We start from the raw sequence: 19,768 nt of genomic DNA, 5'->3' as shown, positions 1-19,768 counted from the left end.
CATATTATTGAAATTCGTGAATGAAGAAGAAAGAAGAACTCAGTCAGGAAATCCTGCGTATCAATCATATCTTGCTTAAAGCCCAGGAGGCGGTAGAAATCGTGGCTTATTTGCTCGAACCTGAAACCGACGATTACCGGGCCTATCAAAAAAGAATGAATATGTTTTTTGATTATTCGATTGCCAATTACTGGCAGATTGCAGTAATGGAACTGGTCAAATTATTTTACTTCAAACCCGGTAAAAAAGAAGAAACGGATAACCGTGAAAAATTTAATATCCGCCATTTTATAAAAAAGGTCCGACGGGACGGTTATTTTGGTGAGTTTGCCGTCCAGGACAGCACATTAGATAAATGGCTCGTTGAGCTTGACCATAATGATGATGTCATCAAAAATTTAATGGAGCAAAGAGATAAGCTGTATGCACATGAAGACAGGAATAATCAAACGGTAGTCAACAAAACCAGTCTTATGGAAGCGCGGAATCTGCTCGCCATTGCAATCAAATTGATCAAAGCGATCAATCTGGCAACCTATCAGCAGGGCATCTCTTTTGATCTAATTAATTCCCCTGCCCATAATCTGAAATTTGTGATCGAGATGCTGGCAGATAAAGAACGTGCTAAGATGGAGGCTTACCGACCCATTGCCCGGCAGTACGGACTGGAAGATGAATTACCTAAGCAAAGCTAGGCTATTAAAACCGCTCGCCCAGTTCGCGGAACATTTCGATGGTGGTGATGGTCCGGATGCCGAGCGGGGCGCAGATATCGGGGATCTTGACGCGGGCGATCTTGGCCGGCTGGCTGGTTTCGTGCGTGACGATGGTGTTCCTGCCCGCTAAAGCATGAGCAATGAGCCAGGCATCGGCTTCGTCTGCATCAAAAAAGGTATCGAGTGCCCGTTGGTTATAAGGGGGCTGGCGTAAGCGGGCGATATTAATGACCTGCGCATATTGCCCGATCACCGGTGCGGATGGGGCAAAAAATCCGGCGGGCAGGTTCGTGTCGCACCAGCCGGTCAAAGCATCTTTATTCCGGTGCAGTTCCGCTTTAACCTTATCAATACTGATGATCCGCCCGGCGACAGCTAATTCGCTGATCTTTGCCCAAAAACTGGTGGCGACATCAAGCGGGTAGGTATCACGGTGGGCCTGGATAAAGAAGTTACTATCAACGATCAGCGGCTCCATCTGCTATAGTTTGTTCATGAAGTTTTGATAGGTATCGCCCTTCAGGCCGGTTAGCTGATAAGCTTCGCGGTACAACAATTGCTTTTCCCGTACGGCGCGGTCGACCAGTGATACGTAACGCAGTCCCAGGCGTTTCTTTTGCGTCAGGTAAAAATCCCCGCCGCCGGTGGTGGTGTCTTTCTTGTATTTAACCGCTTCCTGGTATTCGCGGTACCATTGGAAAAAAGCCGCCCGGCTTATTTTACCCAGATCCAATGCCCTCCGGGCCAGGACAATAGGACTTACTTTAAAGTAACGGGCCATCGCCTGAATATCCGGGTTCCGGTTCCAAAAACGGGTGAACTCATCCGCGGGTACCAATAGTTCCGCCGCGACCTGGTCACAAAGTTTTTCCAGCGGATCGTCAGCAGGTAATAATTGCTGCATATCAAAGCCGGCGCTTTGACCGATCCAGATATGCGCCAGTTCGTGCGCGATGGTGAACATTTGCGCCGCTTTGCCGTCCGCCGCGTTGACAAACATAAATGGCGCATGCGCGTCCACCAATACAAATCCGCGGCATTCCTCCACTTCGATAGGGCGGTGGTTATTATTTTCCACTACACTATTAAATACCACCTGAATGCCCGCGTTTTCCAGCTTGGCCGCTAAAAAATCCAGCGCATCCGCCCAGCTTTTCACGCGGCTGGCCCAAACAGGCTCCAGGTTCAACGTCTGGCGAATACTATTCACGATCACCATCGGATCGGTTTCACCCGCCGCACTGCCGACAAAATTCAAGGCCGGAAATTCATTATCTACCAGGTATTCCGCCAGCCAGTCCTGCCTTTTTTGGATCAGCAGGATCGTGTCGTAAACATTTAAACTGACGCTTTGCTGCTGTCCGCCGCCGGTCCTGAAGAATGGAAAGGACAGGGCCTCCTGTGGCGGCTGGTCCAGAAATAAATATCCGAAAGGCAAATGCACCCGGTGAGAGAAATCTTCTAACTGCTTCAGCGTCGGTTGTTTCGTACCGGACAACCACTCTTGAACTTTCGGAAAACGTGCGGTAAAGTCGCGCAGATCATGCCCGGCCCGGGCGATCGCCCAGCTCAGCATATCCACATTTGGTCTGACTTCCGTATTCATAAGCGCAAAAATAATCGATTAGAATTGGAAATATATTTAATTATCCGATTATAATCGCATATATATTTTCTCGGCCAACGTAGTCCGGGCAATTCACCGCTTTCTTTTAGATATCGCGATTAAAAGGTAAATTGATCGCATGATCGCTTATTATAAATTGTTTGGGGATATTCCGGATGGTGACTATGAGAGTTGTGTGGCTTTTTTGGAGCAGGAGCTGCGTTATGCGTTGACGGCGGCTTATGAGGAGGAGTTTTCGGATGCGGAGGTGCGGCATTTTAATGATGCGGCGCGGCGGCTCTACACCCTATTCTTTGATTGTACGGAGGATTGCGAGAGCGATGATATTTATTCCCGTGCGGCGCGGGTGGTGTTTGTTTATGGTCGTTCGTCAGCCGGCACCAAAGATCGTGATAGTAAACGGATGCGGGCTTTTCTCGGGGCGTTTAAGAACCAGCCGGAGTATGTGGGTTATGATAAGGGGCATTTTATCGCGCATTGTAATGATGGGCAGATCGATCAGAATTTATATCCTCAATTGAAGGAGTTGAACCGTGGGCTTTCGGCGCAGGGCAAATTGTTTCGGTCGATGGAAAGGTATTTGCAAAGGAATGAGGGGGTGTTTTATTTTGTGCGGCCTATTTATAGTGACCTGACCTGGATACCGCACCAAATTGATTTTGGAATCTTTACGAAGGAAAAGGGTTTGTTACTCAACCGTTTTGATAACCGGAAACCAGGTGACGCTATATGACGATGGTATCCGATCTTTTCAACAGCAGGGAAATTGCATTAGGGGTATGGTTAATGATTGCTATAATAGCAGTTCTATTTGGAAAATCTACCCGGAGCGGTTTTGGCGGTGTGCTGAAAGCGCTTTTTGTTTGGAATTTGATGAGTTGGCTGGCGGGGATGGCGGTTTATATCTCGGCCTTTATTTACTTGTTTTATCGGATCGGGCTATGGACACCTGATCTGTTAAAGGACACGGTTTTCTACATCTTGTTTTCGGCAACGGTCAGCATGTTCAAAGCAAATAAGATCAGCGAGGACAAGCATTTCTTTCTGGAAATGCTTAAGGATAATCTGAAGGCGGGTATTTTGCTGGAGTTCCTGATCGGGCAATACACTTTCGATTTGTGGGTGGAACTACTGATCGTACCTGCAGCCGTGTTGTTGGCGGGTATGCAGGCTTTCGCAGCCAACGATGCCAAATATGCAGCGGTTAATAAGCTCATTAACAGTATTTGGTTCATTTCCGGAGGGTTCGTCATATATCATGTTGTGGATTCCGTAATCCAGCACTTCCATGAGCTGCTTTCGCTCGGTGTCCTTAGGCAGATCTTACTCGTCCCGAATTTAACCTTAGTCTTTATTCCTTTTCTTTATGTCTTGTCGCTGCGTATGGTCTACGAAGAGCAATTTATTATGCTGAGTTTCAAATTGCGGGATAAAAAACTGCTGCGATTTAGCAAACGCCAGGCCATACTTAAATTCAATACCGATCTGCGCGGACTAAAGCGCTGGGTAAACCGCTGGAATTTATCACATCCGCAAACCCGCGAAGAGATACTGGTCACTATCGACGCGTTTAAGACGCAACAATATTTGGAAAAAGCGCCTCCGGTCGTATTGCCGCAACAAGGTTGGTCACCTTATGTTGCTAAAGACTGGCTGCCGGATGAAAAATTAAAGCCGGCGTTTTATGATCCTGCTTATGAGGAAAAGTGGTCAGCCAGATCAGGCAACCTGAAACTGGATAAGGACTGGTCGGGCAATGGTATTACCTACAGCGTTACCGGCACCCGGCTGGCGGCGGATCATCTCGAACTGCGCCTGGCAGCGTATGAGTCGAAAAAATTGGACGAACTCCATGCTATTTTTAAAGAACGCGTAGCACTGCTTTATAAGAACGCGACCGGAGTTGAGGCCCCGCTGAAACTAACGAATGCCATCTCCAGGAAAAAGAACATTCATTTTAGGCAGGGCATTTATTTCATCTCCCTGGAAAAATCAATCTGGGGCAATATTACCGAGGGCTATGACCTCATATTTACCATAAGCACCAAAAATGATTGACCTAAACCAACTCGTCGACGAGCGCAATAAAGCGCTTTGGGATACCTTGAATGAACATTTTACGATAGATGTACAACCATCGTTAAATAACGAGTACAGTGTGTATTCGATCAGTGATCGGGCGACCTTTTATGTTGTTGAGGCTGATTTAAACCCAGATTCTTTTACGCATGAGCTGCTGCATGTTTACCTGCGTTATAAAAAGGTATTTATAGGGGCCGCGTTTACTAATACGATCGGCAGCAGCACTATTTTAAAGAATCTGTTGAATGACCGTTTGACCGAGCATGTGGGTAATTGTTTGGACCATATTAAAATGTTCGATCATTACGAGCAGTTGGGCTTTCAGCCGGAAAAATTCATCCTGGATTATGACCTGCATAAATGCAGTGCTGACGAACTTACTGACCTCAAAAAGTATTATAAACAAAACGGCAGCTATAACCGGGACGCAGTCAATCTCTTTATTGGCAAATTCTTTGGCATGTGCGCCGACTTCAACGACGCTTTTGATTATGAGCCTTGTTTTGAAACGCTGGATAAACTTGATCAGCAGTTATTCACCGTGTTAGACCAGTTCATCAGTGATTGGGAAGACCTGGACATAGAAAGCGAGGACATCCTTAAATCAAGCTATTATCCATTATTGAATACGTTTTATGAGGGCATGAAACGTTGGATGACCGGCAAAAAATTCCATACAAACTAAAGCAATTATCACTATGACCGAACCTATCTTTTTTGAAATCCCCATTTACCGGGTACCGCAATCAAAACACACCCAAGAGCAAGAACAAGAGAAAATCAAGGTTGCCAAACCCGAAAACAAGCTTATCGCGCCTGAATCTTTCCGATCGGCTGAAGCTTATTTTGACCGGGAAATGTGGTATCCCTGGCGCTATAATGAAATTGTGGGGTATCTTGATCTATATATCTCTTAAGAGTTTAGCTAGCGACTGTTCTATATTATTCAAGCTACTTTTAAATCGCTCAAAATCTTCAATTGCTCCACTAAGCGGTTCGAATTATGCCTGGGGAGCTTCAATGAGCAGGCAAGAGAAACCTTTTGCCTGCCGTTTTTTTAATTAAGGTTAACCCTATAAAGGCTGTAGCCGTCGTTGTCCCGATAACCACTTCCAGGTATACCCACAGAACTCAATACTTTTAAATTTAAAGAGGGTTGGATAAATTTTAATGGGTAGTAGATTTAATGATTCATGATTTTTTACTCTAATAATCTAATTTCGTTCTTTTAAACAGTTCAGGTAAATATAATTACCTACTTTCCTGCCTTGGGTTTCGCCTTGCATAACGGCATTTCTAAAGTGGAAACCTACATAAATTCTCGAAAGCGAAACTTCCCTTGCCGCATCAGAAAAATTTGTAAAGCTGCGGGTAACACCGGGAAGGGCATTACTGCTGCAGGAAAAAGCCATAGCATCCGTGTTAAAAAAGTTTTTTAAAACTTCTGCTGCTGCACCGCCATCAAGCGCGTGGTTTGAAGGATAATCGGGTACCGGCGGTGTTGGCGGCGATAACAAGTTCCAGGCCGCATCGCCTGCTGTGTTGGGATTGCCATCCGTTTCGGCCAGCCTTACCGCAGTTATCGGCCTCCAAAATTTATAATAAAATTTACCGTCAAAAGCACTGATGTTAGCATCGGCTTCTGCCATTTGCAGCAAAGCCAGCAGCCGTGCTGCCTTCCATCCGTTCAAGTGTTTCTGTAAAATTAGCGTGCGGGCAATCCGGTTCCAGCTTAGCGGAATATTGTCCAGCCAGAACAAGCCAATTTGTGTCTGATCTGTACTGCGTGCGGTACAGCCCATACAGCCCAGGGTTTTGATCTCATTAAAATCAGCTGTATAAGCATCGCTGTTAATGGCGTAGGGTGCCGGCGCTCTAAACTGATCTGCAGAAATAACACCAAACGTTTTCACTTTCCCCCAGCCTGGCAAAACAACCAATCCGTTGTAAGGCGGCATATCAAACGGTGGCGTAGCACGGTACTCTCCCGGCAGGATACCCGGGGTAAAGGGATATTGCGCAGTCATAGAACCATCGTTTGCTCGTTTGTCCAGCATCGCTTTTGCTGCCGCCTTGCCAATTGCTATTCCTTTTTCCCTTCCTGTAGATAGATCTGCTAAACTGCTGTTCAGCAAACTATCCGTTGTTGTTTGCTGAACAGGAAACAGCGCTAACATCACATCATGAGCAGCCTGTGCAACCGCCGCATCCGGACTAGCTTCGCTGTCGCTTGAGGTAATTGAAGTGTAGGTGTCGTATTTTGGAACAATAGCGTTCAAAGCATCGTGCATAGCCAGGTTAATCATGGCATATATGCGTGATTCGGGCATCGGTTGTATACCGGTGGTTTTGGCAACTGCCTTAGTCCCGGCTTCGTTCCATTTCAGTACCATCCCGGCACTGTAAGTTTCGGTAACGTCGGGTGTTGCTGGTTTGTCTTTTTTGCAGGATAACATACTGATGCTGATCACGGTAGTACACAAGAGATAAAACATTGGCTTTTTCATATGTTGATGGGTTGATTTGCCCTAAACATAAATGGAATATCTATCCCCAATTTAAATAGTAGCTATTTACCCACAGTTTACCGACCGACGGCTGATTATAAAAGACGAACTGCATTTCCTTGTGTTTACCTGTTGTTTGTTTGCGAAATCATGCTGTATGACTTCAATTAATGGCCGATGATATTTATCCGCTTAAATTGGGTAACTTTAGATAGATATGCATATCAGTGATAACAAATTAGACTATAAAGCTTTGGTGCGGAGATTTTTACTTCACCTGCTCTTTTGGGTCCTGATCGTGACCTATTTTGCCTGGGGTTTCGGGTTTAACCTTAATTATAAAAAATCGTTTTTAAACGCATTGTTTTACCTGCCGGGCCACATGTTCATCGTGTACGTATCTTTGTATTTGCTGGTTCCCCGTTATCTTATTACACGAAAATTCCTTCACTTTTTTGGCGGCTTGTTTTTAACAGTGGCTTGCTGCACTGCTTATGCAAGGGCGATGCAGCTCACCTTGGGGGCTAAAAGTAACCCGGGAGATTTTACCATGACCACGGGCAGGGCTATTCTTCCTTTTTTTCATGTTGGCGGTATCGCCATTTCTATTAAGTTATTAAGCTATTGGTACAAACAAAAGCAGCAAACCATAGCGGCGGAACAGCAGCGAACTATAGCTGAACTGCAATTATTAAAGTCACAGCTTCATCCTCACTTTTTATTTAATACGTTAAATAATTTATATAGCCATACACTGGAACAATCGCCAAAGGCACCAGAAATTGTGTTAAAGCTTTCTGCGCTGCTTCGGTTTATGATCTACGAAAGTTCAGATCGTATTGAACTGGAAAAGGAAATTATGCTGATGGAGCACTACATCTCGCTGGAAAAATTAAGGTACGGCGAAAGGCTGGATGTATCTACAGTAATTACTGGCGATACAAACCTGCATCAAATTGCACCTTTATTATTGCTTCCGTTTTTGGAGAATGCATTTAAACACGGCACCAGTAACCAACTTGATCAATGTTGGATAAGCCTCACAATGTCGGTTGATGAGGGTTTATTGTATTTTAAACTGGTAAATAGTGTTGACCGTGAGCAGGAACCAGCTAATTACAAAACAGGTGGTTTGGGCTTGCAAAATGTAAAGCGCCGGCTCGACCTGTTATATAACGGCCTTTATCATCTGGACATGTTGATGAAAGATGAGGTTTACGTGGTAAACCTTGAAATAAAGCTATCGGAATCACCGGCAAATGAAGCCCTTGAATATGCTATTGCAAAAAAAGAAGCGGTATGAAGTGGAAATGCTTGATTGTAGACGATGAGCCGCCTGCAATAAAAATCATCAAAAGTTACGCGGAAATGGTAGAGCAGCTGGAAGTTACAGGCAGCTGTTCAAACGCGTTACAGGCTATCGAGTTTTTAAAATCTAATAAAGTTGATTTGCTTTTTCTGGATATACAAATGCCTAAATTATTGGGCACCAGCTTTCTGAAAACCTTACAACATCCCCCCCAAGTGATTTTTACCACTGCTTACAAAGAATTTGCTACTGACGCTTTTGACCTGGATGCGGTTGATTACTTATTGAAACCCATCTCATTTGAGCGTTTTTTAAAGGCTATAAACAAAGTAACCAGCACAAATAATGCCGGGCCTGTAACGGAACCTCAGCCAATGCAAGGCTTTTTATACTTCCGGGCAGAAAGGAAAATGATAAAAGTATTCCTGTCAGACATAGTGTATGTTGAGAGCTTCAAGGATTATATCCGAATATATCGATCAGGTGATAGCCCTTTGATGGTAAAGCAATCCATTTCAACATTGGAGGCAATGCTGCCTAAAAAGATGTTTATCAGGATACACCGATCTTTTATTGTCTCCGTTGATAAGATCACGGCCTATACCAATCAAGATGTAGAGATCGGGGAATTAGAAATTCCCATTGGCAGGCAATACTCGGGCGTTTTAAAGGATTCACAGTCTAAAGCATGAACGGAATTAATATATAAAATACTTTACTAAGCTGCAACCCCAGATGGCCCTTAGCTAAACAACTAACTTTCGACTAGCAATTAGCTTGTTTTACTAAATATTTTTTATAAGTCATAAGGCTATTTTTGACATATAAGTTTCTATAGGAATTGCGCGGAATTGCTCCCCAGACTGGACATAATTCGAACCAATTGGTTAAGCAGTTAAAGATTTTAAATAATCTAGTAGTTGCCTAATATGAATCGAATCCTTATAGTTCTGGCACAGGTCTTCATTGGAGATCTCCGTACAACATTTTGCCCCTGATATTTCATAGCGGCATTGAAAGTAAAGATGTCGTAAAGAATGGCAAATTCAGCGCACCAAGCCATAAGTATCTAAACCAGGCAATGGCCTTAAGCGATCATTAGGTGACTGGCCTTTAGCTTCTTTGTAGACATTGGTTTTATTCGGTTGCCCATAGCATGCCAGGCTGTGTATACTTTTGTACGATGGGTATCAGTGCTTTCCTGTTCCAAATGATGTGCTTTAATATAATTATGTAAGTGAACAAGGGCTGATGGTTTAACATATTCTCAATCTTGTAATATCGGTTAACCTAAAGCTTACAGTACTGGCAAAAGTCGAAAGTCCTACTTTTGTGTCGTATATTTTTATAAAAGCACTGTAATTTGATTACCATAGCTAGTTTGGGCATTAGCATGCCAAATACCGCTACAGCAGGAGATAATGAATAGGATACTTTTCATTGCCTTGTTATTTTCTTTGTAGAAAAGGAAATATAGGCAGATCAAATGCAATGCCGACATTTACACGACCCGGGTTGACTTGGTAGCCAGCAATAATAGATAAAGGATGGCGCGTGCTCATCCCCCAGCTACCATAAATACCTGGTGCAAACACCCGCGAAAGCGCAGTTACATCTTTCTGATCTGCGCCATTATTGGCTAGCTGATAGTTGATGATATTGCCGACTTCTATTACACTAACCATGATACCCCAGGACTTGTAACTTTTTGACGATCCATTACGCCCCCAGGCCAACTCGAAACCAACGGGGGCGAACAGTGCACCAGATACCTTATTATCACCGGAATAGTAGGTCAAGGCGCCTCCGGCATAGGCATTGAGATAAAATGTCTTTTTTGACTCTCGCTTTTCCCGATAGCCACCAGGCCCCATCGCGTTCTTGGCGATCACGCTTTCAATATCATCCGAATTTTGGGCATTGACCACACCTCCGGCGATCCGCAGCAATTTTTCCAGATGTTCCAGTACCTCGGTATCGTTTCCGACACGATCACGCAATGCTGTTTGCAATTCGGGTATCAGCAAATTCACGGCATCGAGGTAATGATGATCGCGCAGTAGGAAATAAGCCTGCATGGTATTACTTGCACTGCGGACCACAGACTGACTGGTAAAATCGGTAGTTAATTGATTCTTTACTTGTTCGATCTCAAAAGCAATTTTTTCACCAGACAGGCCCTTCTTATCATAATTAAAAAGATGGATATTATAATCAGTGATACCGATCGTGATTTTTTTAATTTCATCCGTCAATTTGCTAATAGTATAGGTATTGGCAGCTTGTTTAATATCAGTCACCGTCAGCGAAATATCTTTGCCGTTGACTGCAAATTTAAATGCATAATCCTTATCAAGTTTAAGTGTCAGCGCTTCCGCTACTTTAATCTTACCCTGAATCGGAGCAATATACCGGCTGATCACATCCGCAGGGTCTACCTGAATAAGGTTCAAAATATCTGAACCCGAAAGCAACAAATCACTTACTCGAATTAAAAGATCGTTTACCGCCCGGAACTGGTTTCTCTGAAATTCTTCCACATTACCCTCTATCGGAGCTTTGAAGATCTGCTCGCTGCGTTCAGCGGTCGTTTTAAGATCCTGGTATTTTAGGTAGATGTTATTAAGAATTGGTCCCAGTTGCTGGACATCCTGGATCTTTTTTACATAGTCGCCGTCCAACGACAATAAACTTAGCATTTTGGCCAATGTGTCTGGTTGTTGTTCGATAAAAACTTTCGATAGGTCATGGTTACGCAGGTAACCGACCAGACGTGATGTGAACAATATACTTTGCTCCATTTTGGATATCTTCCGATCCAGCCCGTCTGGCCCGAAATTAACCATACTTGGGGCTTTGGCTTTCATTTTTTTTTCAATTTGATCAGCCAGTTTTTCAAAGGAAAGTTCCAGTGAATTCGTCTGCCTAATATGATTGTATAATTGATAAAAATAAGTCAAAGTGACCAGCCCTTCTGAGCGGCTGAAGAGCTCCGGGTGCCGCGTAATGTTATACGGGAGATCAGCGACGTCTTGCAACAACGCGGTGCGCAGTGTATTAATGTCTTTATAATTCTCTGGCTTACTGATTATCTGCTTGGTATTGGCCAGCAGATATTCCCCGATTTCCCTATATTTATTGGGCTTATTGATGGTATGTTCATTAACCTGTCCAATAAAATAAAAAGCGATCTCCTGTTTGACCCGTTCAACAAGATATTTGGCGATCCCATTAATAATCATCGCCTTTAAATCTTCACTTTTCGCATCTTTAACCGCTGCTACTTCTGCTTTAACAGCAGGGTATTTGGCCGCATTCAGAGACTGATCACTGATCAGCGATAACTTGGAGCCGAGGTTTTTGGATAAGTTGACGCCGAGGTCCTGCAATACCTGAGGTGCCTTTCTAAGGGACTCTACCGCGTCCTGTAATAGCCGGATTTTCACATCCGTGTAGCTGCTGTCCCCCGATAGCTTGATGATGTCCTGCAATGCCTTTAACTCCCCCGCACTCATGTTACCTGGCTTAGCCTGATTGATGTATTGCGCAATATTTACTGAATTAATATTGCGTACCAGCTCCAACACCTGCTCGATACTAATGGCTGCAAGTACTTTATCGTATTTGGGCGGTAATCGGTTATAATCCACGATCATAACATTTGCTTGGTCGATAAATTGCTGAAATTCTTTTTGAACCTGCTCGCTACCAGCCACCAAACTGTTTCGCATCCAAAACCAATTTGCGGTGCGGATCAATTCCTTATCCACATTCGGACGCTTGGTTGAATCGGGGATCAACGTAAAATCGTTTTGTGGCATCCGATAGGACTGCACCAGGAAAACTGGCATCCGCCGTTGGGTTTGAATTTTCGCGATGCGGAGATTGATTGCCTTAACATACGTCGGCAGATCGGCTAATACGGTATCGCCCTTTACCTCCTTGAAATCGCCGTCAGTGATCTGAGCATCAGTAAAAATAAATACCCCGCCCGCTACATGCGGTGGATTTTTTTCATTGAGAATATCATCCAACGCCGTATGTAAATGCGTAAACTTTTGGTTTCGGCTATCCGCAGTTTGTTCATTAATCGCATCTAAAATCTTTTTAGTTTGGTTTTTATCGTTGGCCTTCACGGTTAGATATTTTACTCCCCGAAGTATCTTATTAGATTCCTTGCCGATAAAGTAAATATGAAAATCAGCGTAAGAATTAATTCTGCCACTTTTGGAGCCTGCCGCGTTGGTCGCTTGGATCATTTGCTCCAGTAGCGCTTTTAAATTACCATTATTATCAAAGATCGGGATACTACCCGAAACATCAAACACAATATTATAACTAACTCGATCAGAGGTTTGCGCCAGGGATATCGAGGTTAAACCGAGCGCGCAACAGAAAAATAAAAATAAACGTTTCATTGTGGACAGCAAGTTGGTTAAGGTCAATCTATAATAAATCGTTGCCTAAACTGTACCCGCATGGAAATATGCTAAAAGAGCATTTAGCAAACTTCATTGTCTGGTCGGTAGCTGTGATAAGGCTAACGACTAAAAGTAAATAATATAAATTGAAAACGCTGATTAACAGGAGCTAATTAAGAATATTATTCAAAATTATAAATTAAAACACCGCCAACCGGATACCCGCTATATCAATACGCTGCCGCACCACACCGAGCTTCATTAGCTTATTACCGATAAATAAAGATCAGTGTAGATCTTACCTGTTGCATATACCTCTCGAATACCCATCGCATCGGCACGTCTTTTTTCCATTTTTCGATCTGCGTAGGCGTGGCCATATCGTAATCCTTAGCCATTTGGTCAAAAGCCTTACCTTCATTATTCAGTCTGTTATCCCAAAGATTGTGTAGGTTACCACCTTTTTCATTAAACTGGATATGAGCATATACCGCCCTTATCTTCAGTCTTACTTAAGTGCATCTACTAATGTGCATCCCAAATACAGTAAATAGGGAATTTATAGCAATGATCATTCGCTCTCGTAGTTGTATCGCTACTCACGTGATTTTCATGCTTTAAGATGGCACCATAAACATTATTGGCACCCAATGAAATGGCCTTATCCGTAAAATCGTTGTAATTCATCCCAGACTGGACATAATTCGAACCAATTGATGGAACAATTGAAGTTTTTGAATGAGTTGAAGGTTGCTTAAAAAATGAGGTCGACGACATGTGTAGTCGACCTATGTTAAAGTGGTATCAACTATTACCGCCAGTTTAAGAGGCTTTATTTATAAGTGCTCTTTGCGCTTGGCAATGTCCGCTTACCTGGGATGATGACCAAAGTATGGGTTGCCCTAACTATTTTGTAGAAAATTTAAAGAAAGTAGCCATCTAGTTTTACAATGGAATGATTTTTCTACAGGTTAAATGTCAATACTTTGGACGATCACGCATTAATTTACTTTCAATAGAATCAAAAGCAAGTATCTTTTTATTCAATTATGCTTTACTGACGTAAGCGGAAACCAACAAGCTAATAAAAGATTACGCGCTGTCGCATTTACTGATTAAAGGCGATGCAAAGATGAGGAAAGATATTATTTCAATCTGTATCAGATAAACTTCGCTTTATATTGGAAAATATTAATTTTACTGAAATATAATAAATGTTAGACGGGTGATATTAAGTACGTTTATGAGATCAAAAAAAGTGCTAAAGAATCGGGGAGCGTTCTTTTCCGAAACTTCACTTTAAATGGAAACGAGGAAAAATTAGGAATCTTAATAGTACGGAAGAAGACAAGCATGTAGAACTTCCCAAGCCCCTTTTGCTATCCTACAAAGAGGTAATGGCTTATCTTGAAGAACTTTTGGAAGGAACATTCTTCGCCGAACCAAAACGGGCATTAGATATTTTCAAGCAAGGTAAGTTAATATTTGGGACAAACTTTCACCCTCTTAATATGATCAAAGTGTTGAATTTTTATACAAATAAGAAAGTAGGATACCTAAATTAGACAAAGAAAGAAGGGATGAGTTTGGGCGGATATTATTTGTGAGAGAAAATGTCTGACATAGATTTTATAACTATAAGACTATAAGACTAAAAGACACATAATCAGATGGTCGCCGGTGCGAGCCCAGGTGGACGCACCTACCGTTACAGCCTCTTAAAGATATCCAAGGGGCTGTTTTATTGCTTAAAACTGCTTATAGAAGCTATAAGTGCATATTTAAATATGTTTGATTTGTATTAGCTTTAGAAATGTTGTTAGTGTTTTTTATTGAAATTTAATCATTTTAAATTCAATTCAAGAGGCTTTGGCGCAGTTTTTCAAATTTTCCATATTGTTTTTGAATTAGTGAATGAATGATCATGATGCCTCAACAGGTGCAAGGTTTGAATAAATGCAAGGAGGAACGGCATAAATGAAAGCCTGTGCGAGAGCCAGTGCTTATACCGGAAATCCCTTGCCGTGTATCAAACCTCCTGCATAACTTTACTGAATAATCATTGATCATTACACAACAAGTGAACTGTCCCTACTAATTTTTATTATGTAGGCATTTACATGTCCTGACATTTGGATAAGCAAATCAAGATCATTATCGAAATCGCTTTGCTCGAAATGTATTTCATCGGCAGGGGAATTAACTATATTAACCTCAATTAGTTCAAAATCTAAATCAGTAAATTCTTTTTTTATCTCCACAAAGTAGGTAAACCATTTCCCTTGTTCTGCAGCAACTTTTTTCGCAATGTCGGCGGAAGAAATATAAGAGGTATCGGAATCTAATCTTTTAAAAAAACAAGCAAAGCTACACACAATGCTATTTGCTCCAATCGAATCATTTAAACTCATAGCTATTGCTAAGCGCTTAACATCGGTTTTAATTTTAGGGTCGTACTGATTTATCCCTTTGACCTCGATTCCTACAAATGACCTTCGTTTCGTTGAAAAATCTCCTGACAGTTGAAGTTCTTTAGTTAAAATTATATCTAATCTTTGGCTTATACTATTTTCTGGTGCATGTTCACCCCTGCTATTAAGAACCAAATTGAAGATATCTGTTCCAACCAAGGTGGTGGATGGGAATGCCCAATTGTAAAAATCGTTGAGCGAATGTTCTAAGTTAATTTTAATGTCACTATCCCAGCAAAAACCTTTAAGTTTTTGAGCAATATTGACCACAACGAGGTATTCAACGATTTTCGATTGTAGATCGGATTCGTTCTGAGTGAATAATAAATTTTCTCGATAACCAGCCTTCAAACCTGACTTTATATCTTCTTTGATTTTATCAATTATATAATCGTTATTCAAGTGTAGATTTTTATTAAGACATTTATAACCCCTAAATATTTGCTGCCTTAGATAATACAGTCGAGTTGAAGTTAGCTATCCAGATAGCCACGATTAGCATTACTTATACTGGAAAATATTGATATAATTTTGCTTTCATCCTCCTCGGTGGCTTTAATGTAATCCTCTATTTCCGATATTTGAAAGCGTAAATCACTAACAAATACTTGAACAGTTTTACGAATATACCTATCCAAGGCCTCCCCCCTTTTTTTAGTTATTTTATCACGTTTCCAAAATTCTGAGCTAGTCTTTGATTTTAAAAGTTGTTGTTTTTCATATTCATCGTCATCCTCGATTTCCAAGAAGTTTTGGAAGATGTCCCAATTTGAACTTTCAATATCTATATTTAAATCCTTTCTTTTATCAGTTAGATCTTTAGAACTATGTGTATTTTCAGGTATAATTATATTGCTTGAATCAAAAGAATTATTGTTTAACATCGGTTTCTGCAATCTTGAAGTTACTTCTTTTAACGATTGATTCAATTTTCCAATAATTGGAACGTACTTACCTAATGGTATTATGTTTTGGGAAACAGACGATCCAGGGTGTTTAAATATATTGTAGCCAAAATAATCTAAACACTGTACTGCGAATGTTTCCTCATCGAAAGTTTCAAAGTGTTGTTCCACCTCTTTCAATATCGGCAACATGAAATGTTTCTTATAAGAAAACGTATCCATTTCCAATAAGAACCCCAAAAGGCTAAGGAGGTATGGATGATCACTCTTTTTAACATATTTGGAGATCAGCAATTGGTAAAAATTGATTTTTTCATCAGATTTTAAATTCTTGACCAACCTAGCTGTGTAATATTCTTGTAATGTGCGATGAGCAAATGACAAAATACCACTATCTTCTGTCCATAATGACAATCCTGTAGTCAAGTCCTTTATTAATTTATCAACGTCAAATTGAGCTTCCTTAGTAAATGACATTTTTTTAATCGAACGGAATTTATCGCGGACATAACCTTTATCCCAGTCATATTTATTTTCAAAAAAGGAGTATAAACAAAATAATCCTAACAAGTCTTCAATTTGTTCTTGTGTTAAATTAGATAAGCGCTCTCTTGTAAATGTTAGTTTAGAACGACTATCATGTTCCGAAAATAGAGCGATGATAACTCTCTCATAAAAAATGTGTTTTTTAGCTGGTATCAGAGCATTTGTTTGGAACGTTAAAATATAAATAGATAATAATAAAGGATTTGTCAGGAAACTAAAAATATATTTATGCTCACTTTTAGTAATAGACTCGATAATCTTTTCGGCAATATCTCTTCCATCCTCATCTACCGACAATTGCTTTCTAATGAAAGCTGACATATCACTTATAGCATCAAGTTTGCCTATTCTATGATTATAAAATCGCTGCAGATGCTCGGCATCTGCGTGCGGTCGAGTTGTAAGAAGATATTTGTTAGATTCATATTTATTTATGAAATCGGTCAAGCTTTTTATAGCTTCATCTTTAAGGCGACTAGGAATTTCATCGAAACCATCAAGAAAAAAAACAAACTTGCCCTTTTGAAGCAATGCATCTATAACATCATGATTAACTACAATATCTTCTTTTAATAGAATTTTGAATAGAGCTTCTTCTATATTACCCTCGAATTCATTTAAATGGCGTAGCTCCAGAAGTATTGGAATACCAAAATTTGTGGCAATACAGTTTAAAAAAAGATGTTTTATCAAGGTACTTTTCCCACTTCCCGCTTCTCCAATTATCGTGACACAATTTTTCCTCGGTGCGAAAATATTAGAAATATTTTTCGTAGAATAAAATTGACTCTTGTCAATAAAAATGTTAAAGTGGTGGTAAATCGAATATAGTTTAACAGGAGTATTACCGTGTAAAAGAGTTTTTACTTTAGAGTACCGATTTTCGCACTTTATCAGGTACTTTTTGAGACCAATCTCCAAGAATTGCTTTCCGCTATCGAACAAATCTTCGAACAAATTTCGTGCATCGGCAACATATATTTTTATGAATGCTTCAATGGTAGTTTTTATTATATCATCCATGGCGACTAAGGTTTAAGTACAAAATCCAGTGTAATATATAATAAAGAATTGATTCAAATATTTAACAAAATAATCCTCCTGTAAAAGAATCCGCAATCGATCCGTTTTCCCTATGTTTAGTAGCTCCATCTTTTAGCAATTCAGAACTTTTTACAAATTATAATATGTTAATTACGAAGGATGATCGCCGCATGTAATTGTCGTTTTAGGTCGTTATAAATTGATTTGGTTGCTATCTTTTAGAACTATGAAGGACATGACTGCGTTAAATTAATTGCCGCTAAACCGATTGGCGATGCAGCTCTCGCAATAATGAAAATCTACACTATTTTCTATAACGAGTGAATAGTCTTTGTCCCCATATTCGTAAGGCTGCCAAAATCCAGTAAATAAATAAAATCTACCTACAAACCTTTCACATTCGCATGCATTGGCGAGATATGTCTCCTCTGCGGTGTAGCGTGTTGCATTCTGAGTATCACTCCGTTACTTTCTGCAAATTCAATTTGTTCCGGTGTAAATTCGTCTGGGCCTAAGGTACTGTAAGACCGGAGCATAGCGACCTTTACTGGGTTTTTGCAGCTATCGCATGGACCACTTATAATTCGCATGATAGCATTTTCCTTATGATTGCCGCATTGTTCACATTTAGGGTTTAGGCTATTGTCCGATTCCTACGGTTTTCGTTTCATTTAAATTTTTGATTTTACTTTATTCTATTTTATATTCTGCCTTTAATGCGTCCCATTCCAGTGCTAATTGGTCTTTCATTGCAAAGAAAACAGCACTTTCGGTTGGTGTAGATGCCCAGGCAAGCGTAGTTTCATATTCGATCACGTAACGCATTGCCTCCGGCTCTTTATTTACAAAATCTGTGTTTCTAACATTTGTAAAGAATGACTTAAAGTTATCAAGTAAGTTTTCTAACCGCGAAATAAAGAAAGATATTTTGACTGCATCTTGTAGCAAAGCTAACGGCAAAATCGCTTCAATTAGCGACCTCACGATCCCTTTATCTTCTACAGCAGCTGAGAAAATGAAAGCCAAAATAACTGCTACTGCTTTATAGTACGCCTTTGCTTGCATTTCCTTGATGATTGAGAAAGTATGGAAGGCGTTTTCGAAACAGTTAACTGATAATTTATAAAAGCCGGCATTTAGCTTATCTAGGGAAAAATAGTTTTCTATTTTCCTTCCCGCGAAATTAGCATCAAAAGAGTTATCTAAATATTGAAGTGTCCGGGTGCGTTCCGCCCTTGAGAATATATAGGTGGCTTGGAAATCAAGGATTAGATAACTTACGATTAGTATAAGATTGATGGCAATGACGACTTGGGCATATACCATTAAATCAGTGTGACCGTCCGTAATTTTATATTTTTCATTGATTGATAGCAATAACGTAATTACTGTGGAAGCGTATATCACATTGTGGTCAACAGGAAAGCTTTAGTCCTCGGCAATAGGAGCTGGAGTGTCGTGCCAGCGTTTATTGACGACCCCAACGAAAGGCAAAAACAGCGGCTGAATTATGTTAATGCCCGGTCGGAATGAATTATAGGGGATAAAAAAACTTACTGGTACAGGATTCGCAATAACCGCTGCCTGATCCCGGTTACCGGCATCTATGAATACCGGGAAGTCAAAGGGTTTAAGAACAAGATCCCTTACCATGTCAGCCTGGAAGGACGCAAGGGATTTTATGTACCGGCGCTTTACCAGGTCAGCCAGGAAGTAGATCAGCACAGCGGCGAGCTATACAATTTGGCATCATTCACCATGATCACCCGGCACGCCAACGAAAAAATGCAGTGGATCCATAATGCCGGAGACAATAAACACCGGATGCCATTATTCCTGACACCGGAAATTGAACACGCCTGGGTACTGGATGCCCTGGGCGATGATGATATGGATGAATTTTTTCACTTCGAAATGCCATCTGATGCGATCGCACATTACCCGGTATACTCCATTCGCAGCCGCAAACCAAAACCTGAGGGTATCATACCGGACGCTTATTATGACTGGGGTACAAAATTGCCGGTTTACGGCAGGGAAGAACCACCGGCAGAACAGGCAAGTCTTTTCTAATTTGCCGCCCTTCCCATTTGGCGGTTTTAATATTTAATCTAGTTCATCGGCATCGTCTTGAATGTCC

At 41.1% G+C, this 19,768-nt stretch carries 16 protein-coding genes; 8 read left to right on the top strand and 8 right to left on the bottom strand.

Annotated features, from left to right (window positions below; translation table 11 throughout):
- Positions 1–20 precede the first annotated feature (20 nt).
- On the top strand, positions 21–695 hold the full coding sequence (locus ABIX36_RS22165; RefSeq protein ID WP_348084352.1) for a hypothetical protein: 675 nt from the start codon (positions 21–23) through the stop codon (positions 693–695).
- 4 nt (positions 696–699) lie between these two features.
- Here the strand turns inward: ABIX36_RS22165 and ABIX36_RS22160 are convergent, their stop codons facing one another.
- A complete protein-coding gene (locus ABIX36_RS22160; RefSeq protein ID WP_348084351.1) occupies positions 700–1,194 on the bottom strand; it encodes a DUF4411 family protein in 495 nt (164 codons plus the stop codon).
- Between the two features lie 3 nt (positions 1,195–1,197).
- Positions 1,198–2,322: an ImmA/IrrE family metallo-endopeptidase gene (locus ABIX36_RS22155; RefSeq protein WP_348084350.1), complete on the bottom strand. Its 1,125-nt coding sequence runs from the start codon at positions 2,320–2,322 to the stop codon at positions 1,198–1,200.
- A gap of 139 nt (positions 2,323–2,461) precedes the next feature.
- On the opposite strand from ABIX36_RS22155, the gene ABIX36_RS22150 reads away from it, so the two are divergent.
- From ABIX36_RS22150 to ABIX36_RS22135, 4 genes are read left to right on the top strand one after another with little or no spacing between them, the layout of a single operon-like run.
- Positions 2,462–3,076, top strand: coding sequence for a DNA/RNA non-specific endonuclease (locus ABIX36_RS22150; protein ID WP_348084349.1), 615 nt, complete (start codon positions 2,462–2,464; stop codon positions 3,074–3,076).
- On the top strand, positions 3,073–4,401 hold the full coding sequence (locus ABIX36_RS22145) for a hypothetical protein (RefSeq protein WP_348084348.1): 1,329 nt from the start codon (positions 3,073–3,075) through the stop codon (positions 4,399–4,401). The genes ABIX36_RS22150 and ABIX36_RS22145 overlap by 4 nt, the downstream gene beginning before the upstream one ends.
- Positions 4,394–5,110, top strand: a complete 717-nt coding sequence (locus ABIX36_RS22140) for a hypothetical protein (protein ID WP_348084347.1) — start codon at positions 4,394–4,396, stop codon at positions 5,108–5,110. The genes ABIX36_RS22145 and ABIX36_RS22140 overlap by 8 nt, the downstream gene beginning before the upstream one ends.
- A 13-nt stretch (positions 5,111–5,123) precedes the next feature.
- Entirely contained in the window at positions 5,124–5,342 is a 219-nt protein-coding gene (locus ABIX36_RS22135; protein WP_348084346.1) for a hypothetical protein, read from the top strand.
- A gap of 297 nt (positions 5,343–5,639) precedes the next feature.
- Here ABIX36_RS22135 and ABIX36_RS22130 read toward each other — a convergent pair whose 3' ends face one another.
- Positions 5,640–6,932: a vanadium-dependent haloperoxidase gene (locus ABIX36_RS22130; RefSeq protein ID WP_348084345.1), complete on the bottom strand. Its 1,293-nt coding sequence runs from the start codon at positions 6,930–6,932 to the stop codon at positions 5,640–5,642.
- A gap of 217 nt (positions 6,933–7,149) precedes the next feature.
- On the opposite strand from ABIX36_RS22130, the gene ABIX36_RS22125 reads away from it, so the two are divergent.
- Positions 7,150–8,235, top strand: a complete 1,086-nt coding sequence (locus tag ABIX36_RS22125; RefSeq protein ID WP_348084344.1) for a histidine kinase — start codon at positions 7,150–7,152, stop codon at positions 8,233–8,235.
- Positions 8,232–8,933 carry a LytTR family DNA-binding domain-containing protein gene (locus ABIX36_RS22120; protein WP_348084343.1) on the top strand — a complete coding sequence of 234 codons (702 nt, stop codon included), beginning with the start codon at positions 8,232–8,234 and terminating at the stop codon, positions 8,931–8,933. Before ABIX36_RS22125 ends, ABIX36_RS22120 begins: the two co-directional genes overlap by 4 nt.
- 756 nt (positions 8,934–9,689) lie before the next feature.
- Here the strand turns inward: ABIX36_RS22120 and ABIX36_RS22115 are convergent.
- From ABIX36_RS22115 to ABIX36_RS22095, 5 genes are all read right to left on the bottom strand, one after another.
- Positions 9,690–12,659, bottom strand: coding sequence for a hypothetical protein (locus tag ABIX36_RS22115; protein ID WP_348084342.1), 2,970 nt, complete (start codon positions 12,657–12,659; stop codon positions 9,690–9,692).
- A 272-nt stretch (positions 12,660–12,931) separates the two neighbouring features.
- Complete coding sequence (locus ABIX36_RS22110; protein WP_348084341.1) at positions 12,932–13,060, bottom strand: hypothetical protein; 129 nt, start codon at positions 13,058–13,060, stop codon at positions 12,932–12,934.
- 1,671 nt (positions 13,061–14,731) lie between these two features.
- Positions 14,732–15,535 (bottom strand): hypothetical protein, encoded by an 804-nt coding sequence (locus tag ABIX36_RS22105; RefSeq protein ID WP_348084340.1) that lies wholly within the window; start codon positions 15,533–15,535, stop codon positions 14,732–14,734.
- Between the two features lie 71 nt (positions 15,536–15,606).
- A complete protein-coding gene (locus tag ABIX36_RS22100; protein ID WP_348084339.1) occupies positions 15,607–17,607 on the bottom strand; it encodes an NACHT domain-containing protein in 2,001 nt (666 codons plus the stop codon).
- Between the two features lie 711 nt (positions 17,608–18,318).
- On the bottom strand, positions 18,319–19,005 hold the full coding sequence (locus ABIX36_RS22095) for a hypothetical protein (RefSeq protein ID WP_348084338.1): 687 nt from the start codon (positions 19,003–19,005) through the stop codon (positions 18,319–18,321).
- A 225-nt stretch (positions 19,006–19,230) separates the two neighbouring features.
- Here ABIX36_RS22095 and ABIX36_RS22090 point away from each other — a divergent pair, with 225 nt between their 5' ends.
- Positions 19,231–19,701, top strand: coding sequence for an SOS response-associated peptidase family protein (locus ABIX36_RS22090; RefSeq protein ID WP_348084405.1), 471 nt, complete (start codon positions 19,231–19,233; stop codon positions 19,699–19,701).
- The last annotated feature ends 67 nt before the right edge of the window (positions 19,702–19,768 follow it).

The organism is Mucilaginibacter sp., assembly GCF_039925265.1.
In the GTDB taxonomy this organism is placed as follows: Bacteria; Bacteroidota; Bacteroidia; order Sphingobacteriales; family Sphingobacteriaceae; genus Mucilaginibacter.
Note: the sequence above shows the minus strand (reverse complement) of the source record. Positions and strands in the feature narration are given on the sequence as shown.

Coding starts and splice junctions, on each gene's coding strand:
- ABIX36_RS22165 (WP_348084352.1), top strand. CDS start 21: ATGAAGAAGAAAGAAGAACTCAGTCAGGAAATCCTGCGTATCAATCAT.
- ABIX36_RS22160 (WP_348084351.1), bottom strand. CDS start 1,194: ATGGAGCCGCTGATCGTTGATAGTAACTTCTTTATCCAGGCCCACCGT.
- ABIX36_RS22155 (WP_348084350.1), bottom strand. CDS start 2,322: ATGAATACGGAAGTCAGACCAAATGTGGATATGCTGAGCTGGGCGATC.
- ABIX36_RS22150 (WP_348084349.1), top strand. CDS start 2,462: ATGATCGCTTATTATAAATTGTTTGGGGATATTCCGGATGGTGACTAT.
- ABIX36_RS22145 (WP_348084348.1), top strand. CDS start 3,073: ATGACGATGGTATCCGATCTTTTCAACAGCAGGGAAATTGCATTAGGG.
- ABIX36_RS22140 (WP_348084347.1), top strand. CDS start 4,394: ATGATTGACCTAAACCAACTCGTCGACGAGCGCAATAAAGCGCTTTGG.
- ABIX36_RS22135 (WP_348084346.1), top strand. CDS start 5,124: ATGACCGAACCTATCTTTTTTGAAATCCCCATTTACCGGGTACCGCAA.
- ABIX36_RS22130 (WP_348084345.1), bottom strand. CDS start 6,932: ATGAAAAAGCCAATGTTTTATCTCTTGTGTACTACCGTGATCAGCATC.
- ABIX36_RS22125 (WP_348084344.1), top strand. CDS start 7,150: ATGCATATCAGTGATAACAAATTAGACTATAAAGCTTTGGTGCGGAGA.
- ABIX36_RS22120 (WP_348084343.1), top strand. CDS start 8,232: ATGAAGTGGAAATGCTTGATTGTAGACGATGAGCCGCCTGCAATAAAA.
- ABIX36_RS22115 (WP_348084342.1), bottom strand. CDS start 12,659: ATGAAACGTTTATTTTTATTTTTCTGTTGCGCGCTCGGTTTAACCTCG.
- ABIX36_RS22110 (WP_348084341.1), bottom strand. CDS start 13,060: ATGGCTAAGGATTACGATATGGCCACGCCTACGCAGATCGAAAAATGG.
- ABIX36_RS22100 (WP_348084339.1), bottom strand. CDS start 17,607: ATGGATGATATAATAAAAACTACCATTGAAGCATTCATAAAAATATAT.